Raw genomic sequence first — 16224 nt, 5'->3', positions numbered from 1 at the left:
CATGCTGAGCCTGCCGAAGCATGACGTTCTTTATAAATATCTTATCAAGCTATGCTTACCAAAACCTACGGCTCGGCCGTGCAGGGCGTCAATGCCTACACCATTACCATTGAGGTGGTGGTCACGGCCGGGACGCTCTTCTACGTAGTTGGCCTGGCCGACTCGGCCATCAAGGAAAGCCAGCAGCGCATCGAGTCGGCGCTGAAGTTGCGCGGCTACCGGATGCCGCGCACCAAAGTGGTGGTAAACATGGCCCCGGCCGATATTCGCAAGGAGGGCGCGGCCTACGATTTGCCCATCGCGCTGGGCATTCTGCACGCCTCGCAACAGCTGAATACCGAGGAGCTGGAGCGCTACATCATCATGGGCGAGCTGGCGCTCGACGGCGCGGTGCGGCCCATTAAGGGCGTGCTGCCGATTGCTATTCAGGCCCGCAAAGAAGGGTTTAAGGGCATCATCTTACCGAAGGAAAACGCGCAGGAGGCGGCCATTGTGAATAACCTGGACGTGATTCCGGTGGAGACGATGCAGCAGGCCATCGATTTTTTGGAGGGTAGGGAAACCATTGAGCCCGTGCGCATTGACACCCGCGATATTTTTCAGCACACCGCCAACCAGTATGCTGCCGACTTTGCCGACGTGCAGGGCCAGGAAAACATCAAGCGGGCGCTGGAAATAGCGGCGGCCGGCGGCCACAACGTTATCATGATTGGGCCACCCGGCGCGGGCAAAACCATGCTGGCCAAGCGCCTGCCCACCATCCTACCCCCCCTGAATATGCCGGAGGCGCTGGAAACCACTAAGATTCACTCGGTAGCCGGCAAGCTGGGCACGGGCCAGGGGCTACTGAACCAGCGGCCCTTCCGGGCTCCGCACCACACGATTTCGGACGTGGCGCTGGTGGGCGGGGGTAGCAACCCGCAGCCGGGCGAAATCTCGCTCTCGCACAACGGCGTGCTGTTTCTGGACGAGCTGCCCGAGTTTAAGCGCACGGTGCTGGAGGTGATGCGCCAGCCGCTGGAAGAGCGCCGCGTCACCATCTCGCGGGCCAAAGTCAGCATTGACTTTCCGGCTAATTTTATGCTCATCGCCAGCATGAACCCCTGCCCGTGCGGCTACTACAACCACCCTGACAAAGAGTGCGTGTGCGGGCCGGGGGTCGTGCAGAAGTACCTCAATAAAGTGTCGGGGCCGCTGCTCGACCGCATCGACCTGCATGTGGAGGTGACGCCCGTCACCTTCGACCAGATGACCGAAACCCGCAAATCCGAAACCAGCCACGATATTCAGCAGCGCGTGCAAAAAGCCCGCGAAGTCCAGACCCGGCGCTTCGCCGAGCAGCCTGATGTTTATTCCAACGCCATGATGCCCTCGCAGATGGTGAAGGACATTTGCGAGATAAGCCAGGCCGGCCGCACCCTACTTAAAACCGCAATGGAACGCCTCGGCCTCAGCGCCCGCGCCTACGACCGCATCCTGAAAGTAGCCCGCACGATAGCCGACCTCGCGGGCACCGACGAAATCCAGATTCAGCACCTGGCCGAAGCCATTCAGTACCGGAGCCTGGACCGCGAAGGCTGGGCGGGGTGATTTTCAATTATCAACTGTTTGTTGAGAGTAGCTGTTTGTAAATTGCCTTTGCTAATTGGTCATTGACAATTAAAAAGATGTTGCCGCACTCAATCGATTATATCCGTCAGGTTTTAGCCGAGTGCTTCGCCGATAAGCCGGTGCGGCGGGTGCAGGTGTTCGGCTCCTACGCGCGGGGCGAGGCCACGGCCGAGTCGGATTTGGATTTGCTATTGAGCTATGAGCCCACCAACTCTCTATCGCTCTTTGATTTGGTTGATTACCAGGAAGATTTGCAGCGAAAACTTGGATTGTCCGTTGACTTAGGTACGGCGCTGTCGCCCTACGCCCTACCTTTTATTGAGCCCGATTTGACGACAATGTATGAGCAAGCGGCTTGATTCGACCATTTTGCAGAAGTTGTTTTATGCCGCTAGCCAGACGCAGCACAGCAGCCTACCGGCTTTTTTGCAAGACGAAGATTTACAAGATATTGTGCTACGGCAACTCACGATAGTGGGTGAGGCTGCGGCCAGAGTCTTAGCTGATACCCGGCAGCACTACTCCCAAATTGATTGGCGGCGCATTACGGGGATGCGCAACTTTGTAGCCCACAAATACTTTCGGGTAGATTTTACGCTTATCTGGAATGCCGTTACAACCCTTTTGCCGGCATTGCTGCTTGAGCTACCGGGGGTGCTGGCTCACGTTTTAGCCGACGAGCAATCGCGGCAAACTCCGGATGTATAAGTCTGTCGTTAAGCCGCTGCTTTTTAACCTCGACGCGGAGCGGGCGCACCACCTCGTATTCGATAACCTGAAGCGGGCGGCGCGGCTGCCGGGAGCCGGCGCGCTACTGCGCGGCCTCTATGACTACCAGCACCCAAGTTTGGCGCGGGAGGTATTTGGGCTGAAATTTCCGAACCCCGTGGGGTTGGCGGCGGGCTTCGATAAGAACGCGGTGCTGACCGATGAGCTGGCGACGCTGGGCTTCGGGTTCGTGGAAATCGGGACGGTGACGCCCCGGCCGCAGCCCGGCAACCCGCAGCCGCGCCTGTTTCGGCTGCCGCAGGATGCGGCGCTGATTAACCGCATGGGCTTTAATAATGACGGGGCGGCGGCCGTGGCGGCGCGCCTGGCCGGGCGGCACAACCGGCAGCTCATCATCGGCGGCAACATTGGGAAGAATAAGGACACACCCAACGAGCGCGCGGCCGACGACTACGTGGCGGCCTTCGAAGCATTGGCCGAAGTGGTCGATTATTTCGTGGTGAACGTTAGCTCGCCTAACACGCCGGGCCTGCGCGAATTGCAGGACAAGAAGCCGCTTATCAACCTCTTGCAGCAGGTGCAGGCCCGTAACCTGGCCCGCCCTACCCCCCGCCCGCTGCTGCTCAAAATTGCGCCCGACCTCACCGACGCGCAGCTCGATGACATCCTGGAAATAGCCTGCGAAACTAAGCTCAGCGGCCTCGTGGCCACGAACACGACCATCGGCCGCACCGGGCTACGCACGCCTACCCCCACCGTGGCGGGCTACGGCGCGGGCGGCCTCAGCGGGCGGCCGCTGCGGGCGCGAGCCACGGAAGTCATCGCCTACCTCCACCAAAAAAGCCGGGGCGCGCTGCCCATTATCGGAGCGGGCGGCATCCACTCGGCCCAGGATGCGCTGGAAAAGCTGGCCGCCGGCGCGGTGCTGGTGCAGCTCTACACGGGCTTTATCTACGAAGGGCCAGGGCTGGTGCGGCAAATAAACCGGGCGCTGGCCCGGCGCTAAGCCGCGCTGGCTTCCCGCAGCACCAGCCGCTCGGGCTTGGGGCCGGTGCCTCCCACGTAGTGGCGCTGGGCCCACAGCAGATAGGGCACGCCCAGGAGGGTAGGCCACAGAAAATTCCAGGGCCAGGGAATGAAGTGCAGGCTAGTGGCCGAAAATGCCGATACCGCCGCGATGTATGCACCCATAAAGCCCGAAATGTGGTTGCGCAGCCACTGTCCCGGCTGGGGCGGGCCACTGCGCAGGTAGCCGCGCAGCTGGCGGCCGGCCGTCATCACCCCAATGCCGCCAAACACGATGGCCGGCACCGCGCCGTGCCGCACGCCCCACCACGCAAAAAAGCCGAATATCAGCAGGCCTGCCCCCACGGTCAGCCAGTCATAGAGGGCGGGGCGCTGCCCGTCGCCCAGGCGCTTGAGGTAGAGCGACCGGTAGCCAAAGCCGGCCAGGTAGAGTGTAAATAAACCCGTGAGCAGCAGAAACTTGAGCCCTGATGCATTGGCCGCCGTTAGGGGCAGCAGCGTGAGCTTGAGCCCAGCCAGCAGTAGCGAGGTAAGGCCGGCCACTACCATCGCCCAGAAAAAAACCTGCCCCCAGCGCCGGTGCGTAGCCCCACCCTTGCGCATGGCCAGCACCGCCGGGGCCACAAAAAAGCCCGTAAAGCCCGCCGCGATATGCAGGTAGAGGATACTTGATAGCAGGGTAGTCAGCATGGGGTAGGCCAGCGCCGAGAGGCCCGCGGCGGCTAGCAGACCAAAGGTGCAGCGGCTTTCGCAGCCTACCCTCGCTTATCTGCCCCAAGCGTGGCTCGGGCCCGCCGAAACGCCCTAAAAGCTCCCCTGAGCGCTACAGCTTCACGCCCACCTTAAACTCTATCACGTCGGCGATGGCCCGGTGGGCTTTGAGGTCAATATCGGCGAAGAGCAGGTTGGTAAACTGGTATTTCAGCCCGACGCGCTCGTAGAGAAAACCATTCGACTTGTAAGGATTATAGAAATACACCCCCAGGTGCGTCACCAGCGCCAGCCGCCCAAACAGCAGCTCGTGGCCCGCAAAGGCGCTGGCCTTCTTCACATCGGGCAGGTGCTCGCCGGGGTGGCTGGCCGAATCGTGCAACATGGCTAGCAGCGAGCGGTCGTAGAAGCCCTCCACGCCCACCAGCAGGTTGCTTTTGCGGCTCACGCGCCGGCCGGCGGCCAGCGTCACCGAGTTCACGAGGTAGTGCGTCTGGTCGCCGCCGCTGCGCTGCTTGTAGCCCAGGCTGGTGCTCAGGTTCCAAAAATTGTGGCCCACGTCGGCCGGGTCGGGGGCCAGGGCCGGGGCCGTGGGCACCGGCCGCAACTGGTGGTAGTTGAAGCCCAGCAGCAGGGTAGGCAGGTTGATGCCAAAGTTGGGCTTGGCCGTGGCCCCGTTGGAGTAGTGGTTGAGGCCCAGCCCCAGCAGCAGGCCCAGGTGCGGGCTCAAGGCCAGGTCGTACTCCAGCCGGAATTGCAGCGTGGCATTCAGCGCCGAGCTGACGAAGTTGTTCTTCCGGTTGGTATACAGGTCGTAGTGCTGAGGAAAATACGCCAGCCCCGTACCCAGCCGAAAGCTCAGGTCGTGGCGGGCCGTGCGGCTGATGGCCTTGCTGAGATACACCGAGGCCGCGTAGCTCTGGCCCAGGATAGGGTTGTGAAAGTCGTAGTAAATCAGGGCCAGGCCCACTTTGGGGTACTTATACCAGCCGTGCCAGGGCGCGGCCCCGGTGGTCTGGTGCTGCGCGTTCAGCTCAAAGCCCGTGGGGTGCGAGGCTACCAGGTGCGCCACCGGCGGCGTGTGGCTGATAATGATGGCCCCCTGCGCATAGGCACCAAAAATAATTTTACTGGCCGGAGCCGCGCTTTTCACCGAGTCGGCGGGGGGTAGGGTTTGGGCCCGGCCCGGCAGGCCGCCGCTCCACCAGGCGGCGATAACTAAGTAAAAACTAACGCGCTGCAAACGCCCTTTAAACCGAAGTATCACGCCTTGCACAAACCAATTCCAAAGCTACGCCCCGCTTCGGAGCCCTCGCAAGCGCTCCCATTAAAAGCCCGAATTTTATTCATTTTGTAACCCCCGCGACCCTGGCTAGTATAAGGCGAAATCCTGGCTGTTTCCTCCCATTATTCTATCATTCAACTGGCCAGGAGCGAATAAATCCATTTTTCTGTCATGAAAAAATTACTGCTTTCCCTCGCTCTGTTTACCGGCTTGGCCGATGCTGCTCACGCCCAAAGCGGCGTTTTAAAATATGGTGTCAAAGGCGGCTTCAACCTCAGCTCCTACACGGGCGGCGGCGACACCGGCTCCAACACGGGCTTCAAGCCGGGCTTCGCGGCCGGCGTACTCGTCAATTATGGTCTCTCGGACATGACCTCGCTTCAGATTGAGGGCCTGTACTCGCAGAAGGGCGCTTTTATTAACCAGGCCAACTACTCCGCCGGCAACTCGCTGGCCCCCTACAACGGCCAGCAGTACCGCTCTACCCTATCTTATATTGACGTGCCGGTACTGTTCAAAGTAACCACCGGTGAGGAAGGCAAGGGCTTGTTCTTCGAGCTGGGCCCGCAGGCTAGCTTTGCGCTCGGCGACCGCGAGTTTTTCCGCCCGCAGGGCGACAAAGCGGGTAGCCCGAACGAAGTGACGGTATTCAACACCCGCGACCGTCTCGTGCCGGTAGGCGTCGGCTACGTGGGCGGCATCGGCTACCAGCTCACCAGCGGCCTGGGCCTGGGCCTGCGCTACACCGGCGACTTCTCGAATGTATATAAGGATGGCTTCGGCACCGGTAGCGCCCCGCTTCAGGGCAGCAACAACTTCCACAACGGGGTATTCCAGTTACAGGTGCACTACCTGTTTGGCGGTAAAAGCTAGATTTCTGTCCGACTTTTCAAAAAGCCAGCTTCCTGGTGGAAGCTGGCTTTTTTCATTTTTTGGTATTTTATTATACTATTTTACTAAAAAGTGAATCATCAGGTTTTTGGCAATAGCTTTGCTAAGCAATTCACACACATTTCATTTTTTCAACTCATTTATGAAAAAAGTTTTTTTACTATTAGGATTGGCCGTTGGGTTAGCTGGTACCGCACAGGCACAGAGCGCTCATTTTGGTATTAAAGCCGGGGCGTCGCTAACTAATTTTACCGGTAAAGGGTCAGACGGAGCCGATTACAAGTTTGGTTTCAATGGTGGCTTGGTCGCCAATTTTGCCGTAAACGATGCTTTCTCGGTGCAGCCGGAAGTATTGTTTTCAATGAAAGGGTCTAAGGTTACCGATAATTCTACCGGAAGCAATTACACCGGCAAGCTTAAGCTTAATTACATTGACGTACCAGTTTTGGCGCACATCAACGCGGGGGGATTATTTTTTGAGCTTGGCCCACAAATTGGCTTTTTGGCATCGGCTAACGCTTCCGTCGATGTCAGTGGTCAATCAATATCCCAAGACGTTAAAGACCAGATAAAAAGCGTAGACTTTGGCTATGCGGCTGGCTTGGGTTACCAGGTTGCAAGTGGCCCAGGCATTGGCCTGCGCTATAATGGGGGTTTCACCGACATCAGCAAAGGAAATACGAGCAACAGCGATGCCGTTCGCAACGGTGCTTTTCAACTGTACCTGACCTATATGTTTGGCGGCAAGTAATAGTCACTATGCCTAGCAGCAAAAAGCCGGCTCCCTTGCGGGGGCCGGCTTTTTGCTGCTCCCCGCACCGAGAGGAGCCGTAGCTTTGCCCGGTCAACCTAGTTCGCTTCCCTTTTTATGAAAAAAGTAGTTCTATTCCTCGCCCTGGCCCTGGGCGCTAGCACGGTCGCTCACGCGCAGTACCGCGGGCGCGGCGGCAACGTGTCGCTGGGCCTCAAGGCCGGCGCGTCGCTCACTGACCTAGTGGGCAAGGATGCCAGCGTCTTCAGTAGCCGCTTCGGCTTTAATGCCGGCGTATTCGCCAATATTGGCTTTGCTCGGCTCTTTGCCTTTCAGCCCGAAATTATTTACTCGCAGAAGGGCGCGCATCTGGGCAACAACAGCGACGTAAGCCTGCGCCTGCACTACATCGACGTGCCGCTGGCCTTTCACGTCAACACCGACGGCTTTTTTTTCGAGGCCGGGCCACAGGTAGGCTTTCTGGTCGCCGCTAAAAGTGAAGTGGGCAATACCTCTGCTGACGCAACTAATAGCTTCAAAACCATTGATTTTGGCTACTTAGGCGGCCTGGGCTACCAGCTCAAGCACGGCCTGGGGGTAGGGCTGCGCTATAACGGCGAGTTTACTAACGTGTATAAGAATTACCTTGTTGGGCCAGTTACGGTCCAGCAGCGCACGCGCAACAGCGCCTTTCAGCTCTACGCTACGTACTCGTTCAACTAAGCGCGGCAGCTCCCTACCCCCCTCAAAAAGCCCGGCCGCTATACAACGGCCGGGCTTTTTAGCGGGGGTAGGGCGGCGCGAAACTTACCGCGCCGCCGCGTATTCTTTGTAGAATTCGGGGATGGTTTCGATGCCTTTCAGGAAGTTGAACACGCCGAAGTGTTCGTTGGGCGAGTGGATGGCGTCGCTATCCAGCCCGAAGCCGAGCAGCACCGAATCGAGGCCCAATTCGCTCTTAAACATGGCCACGATGGGGATGGAGCCGCCGCCGCGGGTGGGCACCGGTGCCTTGCCAAAGGTAGTAGTGAGGGCCTTGGCGGCGGCGCGGTAAGCGGCCGAGTCGGTGGGCGTCACCACGGGCTCGCCGCCGTGGTGGGGCCGCACCTGGACGGTGACGCCGGCCGGGGCAATGCTGGCGAAGTGCTTCTGGAAGAGCGCCGTAATCTCGTCGCTGGTCTGGTGCGGCACCAGGCGCATCGAGATTTTGGCGAACGCCTTGCCGGGAATCACCGTTTTGGCACCCTCGCCGATGTAGCCGCCCCAGATGCCGTTCACGTCGAGCGTGGGCCGGATGCTGGTGCGCTCGGGGGTAGTAAATCCTTTTTCGCCTACGGCGGCGGGCAGGCCGATGCTCTGCTTGAAGTCGGCTTCGGAAAACGGGGCCTGGGCCAGCTCGGCACGCTCGGCGGGGCTCAGCTCAGCCACGTTATCATAAAAGCCGGGGATGGTGATATGGCAGTCCGCATCGTGCAGGCTGCTAATCATATCGCAGAGCGCGTTGATGGGGTTCAACACCGCGCCGCCATAGAGGCCGGAGTGCAGGTCGCGGTTGGGGCCGGTCACTTCCACCTCGTGGTAGCTAAGGCCGCGCAGGCCCACCTCAATGCTAGGCACATCGTTGGCTAAAATACCGGTGTCGGAGATGAGAATGACATCGGCTTTAAGCTTTTCCTGGTTGGCTTTCACAAAGATGCCCAGGTTGTCGGAGCCTACTTCCTCCTCGCCCTCAAACATGAATTTGAGGTTGCAAGGAACGCCCGCGCCGCCGTCGCGCAGCATCATTTCCAGGGCCTTCACGTGCATGTACACCTGGCCTTTGTCGTCGCAGGCACCGCGGGCATAGATGTTTCCATCCTGAATGACCGGCTCGAAGGGCGGCGAATTCCATAGCTCGTAGGGGTCGGCGGGCTGCACGTCGTAGTGCCCGTATACAAGCACGGTGGGCCGGTCGGGGCCCACGAAATACTCGCCGTACACGATGGGGTTGCCGGCCGTGGAGCACAGCTCTACGTTGGCCGCGCCGGCTTCTTCGAGCCTGGCTTTCAGAAAGTCAGCGGCGCGCAGCACGTCGCCGTGAAACTTCGGGTCGGCCGATACGGACGGGATACGGAGCCAGTCCATTAGCTCTTCGAGAAAGCGATTTTGGTGCTGGGTAAGGTAAGCGGGGGTAGTCATAAGGTGGAACGGGGATAAAGGGGAGCGCAAAAGTAGGCCGCTGGTCATGAGCAAGGCATGGCTTACGCTCAACCGCCCCTTCCAAGCGACCAGCGCTTCTTTTTCCCGTGCAAATGAATCTGCCTTATGTGCTATCGTGCTGACGCGCGGCCCACGTACTCCGCCCGCAGCAGCCGATATTGCCAGAGGTCGTGGTAGCGGCCGTCGCGCTTGGTATGCTGCGCCAGCTCGCCTTCCTTCACCATCCCGTTTTTGAGCATTACGCGGCCTGAAGCAAGATTTTCGGCGAAGTGCGTGGCATAGATTTTATTCAGCCCCAGCTCCGCAAAGCCGAAGCGCAGCAGCGCGCCCAGCGCCTCGGTGGCCAGCCCCCTACCCCAGTACGGCCGGCCCAGCCAGTAGCCCGCCTCGGCCCGGTCGAAGCGCGGTTCCAGGTTGAGACCAATGCCGCCGATGAACTCGCCGGTGGCGCGCAGCTCCAGGGCAAAGGTGTAGGCCGCTTGTTGCTGAAAACTCTCCCGCGTGTGCTGTACCCACTGCCGGGCATCTTCCTCGTGGTAGGGATGCGGAATGTTGAGCGTGTTTTTGGCCACCTCGTAGTCATTAGCCAGCGTTACGATGGTCGACACGTCGGTCGGGGCGAAGGCGCGCAGCCGCAGGCGTGGGGCTTCGAGGCTGGGGAAGGGGGTAGGCGGCATGGCCGGGTTCAGCGCTTGCCCCACAGCGGCACGCGGCTCTCGGTGCCGGCACGCAGGCGGCCGATGTTGGCCCGGTGGGTGTAGATGAGCATGGCGGCCAGCAAAAAGCCGAACCACACTTGCAGCGGGTTGGCGGGCCGGAAGGGGGGTAGGAGCTGCAAGAGCGCGAAGGCCCCACCGGCCGTCATGCTGCTGAGCGACACGTAGCGCGTGGTGCCCAGCACCGCCAGAAATATCAGCAGCGCCACGCCCACCGTGGCCGGCGCGATGGCCAGCATCATCCCCAAGATAGTGGCTACCCCCTTGCCGCCCCGAAACTGCGCGAACACCGGATAAATGTGCCCCACCACCGCCAGCACCCCGCAGGCCAGGCGGTAGTAAAACAGGTTTTCGGGGGCGATAACGCCCTGGGTCAGCAACATATCAGGCAGAAAATAAGCCGCCGCGAAGCCCTTTAGCGCATCTACGAGCAGCACGAAGCTGCCGGCTTTCTTGCCCAGCACCCGGAAGGTATTGGTGGCCCCGGCGTTGCCGGAGCCGTGCTCGCGAATGTCGTTCAGGTTGAAAAACGCCCGGCCCACCCACAGCGCCGTCGGAATGGAGCCCAGCAGGTAGGCGGTGAGCAGCGCCAAAAGTATCCACAGCATGAGCGTAAAAGTAAGCCGCCCCGGATGGCTCCGGGGCGGCTTACTTTTTTACGAATCACCGAAGGGGTCTTCCTCGCCCTTCTTCTTTTTCTTCTTCGACTTCTTATCCGGGTCGGGCGCAGGCTCGGCATTGGGGTCCGCGGCCGGCTCGGTGGGCTTGGCCTTTTCCTTCTTCGCCTTTTTGGCGGGTTCGGCAGTCGGCTCAGCATTGGGGTCGGCGGCCGGGTCGGTGGGCTTGGCCTTTTCTTTCTTCGCCTTAGTAGCGGGCTCGGCGGCCGGGGCGGGGGTAGGCGCTTTTTCCTTGCCCTTCTTGGCCGGCTCCACCGGGGGCGACTCAATCACGCCGTCGCCGAAGGGGTCATTATCCTTCTTCTTTTTCTTGCGGCTCGCCTCCACCGGCGGCTCACCCAGGCCGGCGTCGGTGTTGGCGGCATCGTCGGCGGCCTCGCCGGGCTTCTTACGGCGGTTTTTCTTGGCCTCGATGGCGGCCAGGGCGGCTTCCTCGGCGGCAGCTTTCTCCTGCGCAATCTGCTCTTCGGCGGCGGCCGTGGCCTTGCGGCGGGCCAGGGCATCTTTGGCCGACTCGCCTAAATACGTCTTACGGAAGCGGGTGCGGAAGGCTTCTACCTCGTCCAAATCGCCCAGAAACACGCCGTACTCGGTGGCCGTGTTGTAGTCGTACTTGGCCTTGGAGCTGATGGTATAGTTATACTTCTCGTCCAGAGACTGCGTAACGAGCACGTTTTTATCGTAGCGGAAGTAATAGAACGCGCCCGGCGAGGGCTCCAGGTACAGCTCCACGTAGTCCTGCCCGTCCACGCGCTTGATTTCGAGCAGGCCGTTCATTAGGGCGTTGAAGGGCTGCTTGCCCACGCCGCCTACCCCCAGCGGGCCCACCGAGTACCAGGCCCGCTCCTGGGCATTCCAGCGCAGGTCGGCGCGGTTCAGCACCAGGGTGCGCAGAAATTTGGGCGAGAGCTTTTGCAGCGCGTCGGGGGCCGCACCCATCTTGTGGTCGGCAAAGTTGCGGCCGGCCGGGTTGCCGCCAATCTGCGCCACGTTGTACACGTCGTCGGGCGAGTTGCCGATGGCATCCGTGGACGACTTCGTGAGCTTGGCCAGGTTGGCGGCCAGCGTTTCCACGCTCTTGGCCGGCATAGTGGCCTCGAAAGTCAGCAGCGTACGCACCCGGTAGGCACCGGAGTCGGGCGCGGCCACGCCCACGCCGGCCCCGGCCAGGGTGAAGTTCTTGCTGGGGTTGGTGAAGGTCATGGGGCCGCGCCAGGTCAGGTGGTCGGTTGTCTCGTTGTAAGTCAGGGTCGCGCCCTCGTACTGGTTAGGGTCGGCCAGGTCCTGGCGGGCCAGCGTGTAGATGCCCGCCTTGGTGTCGTAGTGCAGCATCCCGTCTACCTTGAAAATCGGCAGGTCGGTCGGGAACGAGGGCCGGCCGAAATACAGGGGGTAGAGGCCGGGCTTATCGTCACCCCAGAACAGGCCCGCCAGCAGCGGCTCGCCGTCCTCCCCCTTGGCTTCCTTCAGGTTGATATTGATGTTCTTAGGGTTCACGGTATCGCGCATGGCTACCCACTCCGAGGCCGTCTTATTCTTGCTGAAATTCAGCCGCACGTCGCCCTCAAAGGCCAGGCCGCGCCGCTGCGAGTTCAGCGTTACCTCGCCCCGGTAGCCCAGGCGCGGGGCCAGGTTGAAGTGGTCGTCGGCCGCCACCTTGGCCCCGCCGGTCAGGCTCACGCCGGGGGGAGGCCCGGATATATCGATGGGTTTGCGGCTAGCCATCGCCAGCAGGCCGCGCTTGCGGTTGGCCGTCACCGCAGGGTGAAAGGCCGCCGAGTCGGGCCGGAAGTCGCTGAATGTGATGGAAGTAGAATCCCCGTTGGCGTACTTAAACGTGTACTTGGCCTGGCCCGTGAATTCGAGCCGCGACTTCAGCACGAGCTTGCCCAGGTAGAGCTGGTGAAACTTGGTGACCGAATCCATGAGGATGCGCGCCCGCTGAATTTCCTGAAAGCGCCCGCCCGGCAGCACCGCCAGCCGGCCCGAATCGGGCAGCACCCACGAGTCGGCGATGGCCACGTAGGGCACGCCGCGGGCTTGCAGCTTGTACTTGGCCAGGTCATACGTCGCGGCCGTGGCCTTAAACTTGAGGCCCAGCTGCTCGGGCATGGTGGAGGTAAAGTACGAGCGCGCCGAGTCGGCCCCGGCGGCCCGCAGCTGTACGCGTTTGCGCTTAAAGTCCCAGCGGCCCTCGCTCAGCGAGCTACGGAACGCACTGTACGGCAGGTCGATATCGGCCTTGCTGCCGTCCTCGCGCTTGAATTCGGCGAAGCCCTGCTTCAAATCGTAGCGAAAGCCCACGTCGCTGGCTACCAGCGCGGGCTTGCCCGCCTGCGCCGACTTAATGCTCAGTAGCGCCTTCTGGCCGGTGTAGGAGTCGCTCTTAAAAACCAGCTCCTCGGAGCGCACGTAGCTCTGCGGCCCATCCAGGCGGCCGGAGCCGCCCACCAGGGCGGGCGTCACCAGCAGCGAGCCCTTGAAGGTGTGGTCGGCGTAAAGTTTGGCCGGGGTGCCGCTGGCCGGCGTGCGCAAATGCAAGGAGTCGGTGCGCGCGCCCCAGTTGATGAGGTAGCCGGGGGGTAGGCTCACCTTGGGTGAGGTGGCGCTGGCCGCGATGGAACCGGCCTTGCCCTCGCCGGTCAGCGAGTCGTTGTACATCACGAAGCGGTCGCTTTCGAGCTTCGCCATGAGGTAGGTCACGGTGCCGTTCGACTGCAAGCCCTGCCCGTTCAGCTCCACCTTAGCCCCGCCCGAGAGGTGGCCCTTGCCGCCGTAGAGGGGGTAGCCCCCGGCCGGCACGATATGCTTAAAGCCCATCGAGCCGTCTTCCTGGGTCGTGAGGGCGGTTTTAATCGGGGGCAGCGCCGGGCTGTGAAATGTGCCGATGAAGCGCCCCGTGGAGCGCCCGGTACCCATCGAATCGAAGCTGAACGGCGGCACGTCGAAGTAGGTGGTCGAGTCGTACACGCCGCCCAGCACGTCGGGCTTGTTGAAGTACACGAAGGCACCCGAAGTGGAGGTAAACGACGGATACTTAGGCATCTTTTTGCGGCCCGAGCGGTTGGTCGGCTCATTCAGGTACAGCCGGCCGGTTTGAAATTTATTCTTGTTGGTGAGCGTGAATTTGGCCGTGAGCGCTACCCCGTCGGCGGTGGTGGAGTTGCGGGCCTTCTTGTTGTTGCGCCGCCGAATGGTAAGCGAGTCAATCTGCGGCATATCAATGTAATAGCCATCATAGTCGAAGTGAAAATCCCGGCCCTTGAAGCCGTAAATCGTCGTCTTCACCCGCCCGCCAAAGCTCAGGTCGCGGTTGCGCAGCAGCCGCACCACGCCGCTATCGGGCTGCACCACCACCGACGAAGAGTCATCGGAGAAGCTGAACTGCTTTACCCCGCGCAGCTGGAGCTGGTTGGAAGCCAAATCGAGGGTAGCGCTGCGGCCCGAGCCGGTCAGCGACTTGATATCAATGTGGTCGAAGTCCTTTTTATCGCGGGCCGCGCCCACGTAGTGCCGGCCCTTGCGCAGCAGAATTACCTCCCCGGTCTGCTGGTTGATGTCTACGTAGCCCTCGCGGGCCAGGCCCTCCGCCGCCGAGCGCAGGTTGGCTTCCGAGGTGTGGGTAGCCTCGGCCACGTCGTGCAGGTTCAGCACGCTGCCGTGGCCGTGGGTGATGCTGTAGCCCAGCAGCATTTGCAGTGGGTGCAGGCGGTTGATGGTTTTGAGCTGCTGGTAGCGGGTATCGGAAAAGAAATTCTTGCTCTCAAAATCGGCCGAAACCTGGGTCGGCGTCGTGATGATGCTGAACTCCATCTTGGGCTCACGCAGGTTCCAGACCAGCATCTGGGCCCGGATATCCACCTGGTGGTAGGAGTCGGAGTACGGCGCGTTGCGGTACAAGCCCTTCTCGTACAGCAGCTTCAGCTGCTCCTTGCCCTTCAAATATTTCAGCTCTACCCCAGGGTGGGTAATGGAGTCGCCGGTGCTGGTATACAGGGCGATGCCCGCCCGGCCGGCCGCAATCACCGAGTCGCTCAGCTCAAACTTGCGCGAGGCGGCCCGGAAGCGCAGCATTTGCTCTTGGCGCACGCTCAGGTGCGAAAACGAGCCATCGAGCGCCGCCGACAGCAATTGGCTACCCGCGATGGACACGCCGCCCCGGTACGTAATACCCGGCCCCAGGTCCTTGATGCGGGCATCATTGGTGAGCGAAATAAAGCGGGGGTAGCTGCTCTCCGTCGCGCCCGGCTTGCGGCGCACGCTCTTGTAGCTGAGCGCGCCCTTCACGGGCGCTTCGAGCAGGGCCGCGTAGGTCAGCGTCACGGGCTGGGCCGTGAATTCGGGCTTGCTCAAATCAAAGTCGAAACCCGCCAGCGCGGCCGACACGGGGTTACCCTTGATGGTCCAGTCGAGCTGCGCGCTGGTGGCTACCAGCCGGCTGCTGCCGGGGGCCACGGTGCCGCTCACGTGGTGCAATACAATAGAATCGCCCTTGGTGCTCAGCACTAGGTCGGCATCTTTCAGCTCGATAACCGGCCCGCTCACGGCGGGGGGGTAGTAGGCATCGTAGGCCGCCGCCGCCGAGGGCACGAAGGGCTGGTCGAAGTCGCTGGTGCTCACGGCGGGGGTAGCGGGCTTGGCAGCCACGGGCCGGGCGGCCGGCTTGCCGGGCCCTTTGGCCACGACCTTGGCCGGCGTTTTCTTCTTCGCGGACGCGCCCCAGCCATCATTGGCGGGGGCACCCCAGCCATCGCTGGCGGCTTTTTTCTTGGGCGCGCTGCCGATGGGCGGGCCCCAGCCATCGTCCTTGCCGGCCTTGCTACCGGTACTCCACAGGTCGGGCGCGTCCCAACCGTCGCTGGCGCGCTTCTTTTTGGCTACTGGTTTGGGCTTCGGCTTGGCGGCGGGCTTGGCCGCTTTGGCGGGGGGTAGGGCGGCCGGCTTGGCGGCCGGGGCCGGCGCGGCCGACGTATCAAACGAGGCGTTGGGGTCGGGCGCGGCGGCGGCTTTGTACGCGAACGACAGCTGCCCGCCGGTCGTCCGCAGCGTGTTGAAGCCCGAGTGGTACACGTAGCCGCCGTTTAGCACCTGCGCGGTAGCCATCAGGTACTTGTCCACGGCGGCGGCCGGGTCCTGGGCTACCGACTGCCCCAGGGTAGCCAAGTACTGGTCCATTTGCGCGTCGCTGAGGCCAGCCTTGGTTTTGCCGCCCACCAGCGCGCTAAAAAACGCCGTGAGGTGCGGAATAGGCCGCAACTTCTTATCCAGCATTTTTTGCGAGAGCGCCGCGATGGTCGTCTGCTGGCTGGCCGTGAGCTGGTTGCTGCCCCAGAGCTGCCGCAACTGGTCGCCGAGGGCCTTGGCCCCGGCATTATTTGTGGCCAGCATCATCGTTCGCACGTCGATGATGAACTGCGCCGGGTCGGGCGAGAGGTGGCCCGTGAAGCGGGCTACCGCCACCTGGGCCGGGCGCACCTCGCCAGCCACGCGCCCGGCCGGGGCAGGCGGGGCAACTGGCTTAGCGGTTTGGGCCCACAGGGGGGGTAGGGATAGCGATAAACAGGAAAAAATAATAAATAGACGCTTCATAAAAATAGGACTAAAACCAGATTAATCTGGCGAAAAAGC

The 16224-nt window shown here is 61.5% G+C and carries 13 protein-coding genes; 7 read left to right on the top strand and 6 right to left on the bottom strand.

Features of this window, described 5'->3' with window-relative positions; genetic code table 11:
- The first annotated feature begins 51 nt into the window (after positions 1 to 51).
- The 4 genes from LC531_RS02125 (at position 52) to LC531_RS02110 (ending at position 3346) form a co-directional block, all read left to right on the top strand.
- On the top strand, positions 52 to 1590 hold the full coding sequence (locus tag LC531_RS02125) for a YifB family Mg chelatase-like AAA ATPase (protein ID WP_223648681.1): 1539 nt from the start codon (positions 52 to 54) through the stop codon (positions 1588 to 1590).
- A 77-nt stretch (positions 1591 to 1667) separates the two neighbouring features.
- The gene (locus LC531_RS02120) at positions 1668 to 1970 is read left to right on the top strand and encodes a nucleotidyltransferase family protein (protein WP_223648680.1); all 303 of its coding nucleotides are present in this window, start codon (positions 1668 to 1670) and stop codon (positions 1968 to 1970) included.
- A complete protein-coding gene (locus LC531_RS02115) occupies positions 1954 to 2319 on the top strand; it encodes a HepT-like ribonuclease domain-containing protein (RefSeq protein WP_223648679.1) in 366 nt (121 codons plus the stop codon). Before LC531_RS02120 ends, LC531_RS02115 begins: the two co-directional genes overlap by 17 nt.
- On the top strand, positions 2312 to 3346 hold the full coding sequence (locus LC531_RS02110) for a quinone-dependent dihydroorotate dehydrogenase (protein WP_223648678.1): 1035 nt from the start codon (positions 2312 to 2314) through the stop codon (positions 3344 to 3346). Before LC531_RS02115 ends, LC531_RS02110 begins: the two co-directional genes overlap by 8 nt.
- Here LC531_RS02110 and LC531_RS02105 read toward each other — a convergent pair.
- Positions 3343 to 4056, bottom strand: a complete 714-nt coding sequence (locus LC531_RS02105) for a DUF2306 domain-containing protein (protein ID WP_223648677.1) — start codon at positions 4054 to 4056, stop codon at positions 3343 to 3345. The two genes, LC531_RS02110 and LC531_RS02105, sit on opposite strands and share 4 nt — an antisense overlap.
- A gap of 133 nt (positions 4057 to 4189) precedes the next feature.
- Complete coding sequence (locus LC531_RS02100; RefSeq protein WP_223648676.1) at positions 4190 to 5344, bottom strand: acyloxyacyl hydrolase; 1155 nt, start codon at positions 5342 to 5344, stop codon at positions 4190 to 4192.
- A 189-nt stretch (positions 5345 to 5533) separates the two neighbouring features.
- Here LC531_RS02100 and LC531_RS02095 point away from each other — a divergent pair, with 189 nt between their 5' ends.
- From LC531_RS02095 to LC531_RS02085, 3 genes are all read left to right on the top strand, one after another.
- Complete coding sequence (locus LC531_RS02095; protein WP_223648675.1) at positions 5534 to 6235, top strand: porin family protein; 702 nt, start codon at positions 5534 to 5536, stop codon at positions 6233 to 6235.
- Positions 6236 to 6395: 160 nt separating this feature from the next.
- The gene (locus tag LC531_RS02090) at positions 6396 to 7004 is read left to right on the top strand and encodes a porin family protein (RefSeq protein ID WP_223648674.1); all 609 of its coding nucleotides are present in this window, start codon (positions 6396 to 6398) and stop codon (positions 7002 to 7004) included.
- Positions 7005 to 7121: 117 nt separating this feature from the next.
- Positions 7122 to 7727, top strand: coding sequence for a porin family protein (locus tag LC531_RS02085; protein ID WP_223648673.1), 606 nt, complete (start codon positions 7122 to 7124; stop codon positions 7725 to 7727).
- An 84-nt stretch (positions 7728 to 7811) separates the two neighbouring features.
- On the opposite strand, the gene LC531_RS02080 is transcribed toward LC531_RS02085, so the two are convergent.
- The 4 genes from LC531_RS02080 to LC531_RS02065 all read right to left on the bottom strand — a co-directional run bounded on the left by LC531_RS02080 (position 7812) and on the right by LC531_RS02065 (position 16185).
- A complete protein-coding gene (locus tag LC531_RS02080) occupies positions 7812 to 9182 on the bottom strand; it encodes a dipeptidase (protein ID WP_223648672.1) in 1371 nt (456 codons plus the stop codon).
- 131 nt (positions 9183 to 9313) lie between these two features.
- Positions 9314 to 9880, bottom strand: coding sequence for a GNAT family N-acetyltransferase (locus LC531_RS02075; protein WP_223648671.1), 567 nt, complete (start codon positions 9878 to 9880; stop codon positions 9314 to 9316).
- Between the two features lie 8 nt (positions 9881 to 9888).
- Positions 9889 to 10527 (bottom strand): glycerol-3-phosphate 1-O-acyltransferase PlsY, encoded by a 639-nt coding sequence (gene plsY / locus LC531_RS02070; protein WP_223648670.1) that lies wholly within the window; start codon positions 10525 to 10527, stop codon positions 9889 to 9891.
- Positions 10528 to 10575: 48 nt separating this feature from the next.
- Entirely contained in the window at positions 10576 to 16185 is a 5610-nt protein-coding gene (locus LC531_RS02065) for a hypothetical protein (RefSeq protein ID WP_223654029.1), read from the bottom strand.
- Between the last annotated feature and the right edge of the window lie 39 nt (positions 16186 to 16224).

This window comes from Hymenobacter psoromatis (genome assembly GCF_020012125.1).
GTDB lineage: Bacteria > Bacteroidota > Bacteroidia > Cytophagales > Hymenobacteraceae > Hymenobacter > Hymenobacter psoromatis.
This window is presented reverse-complemented; position numbering and strand designations above follow the sequence as displayed.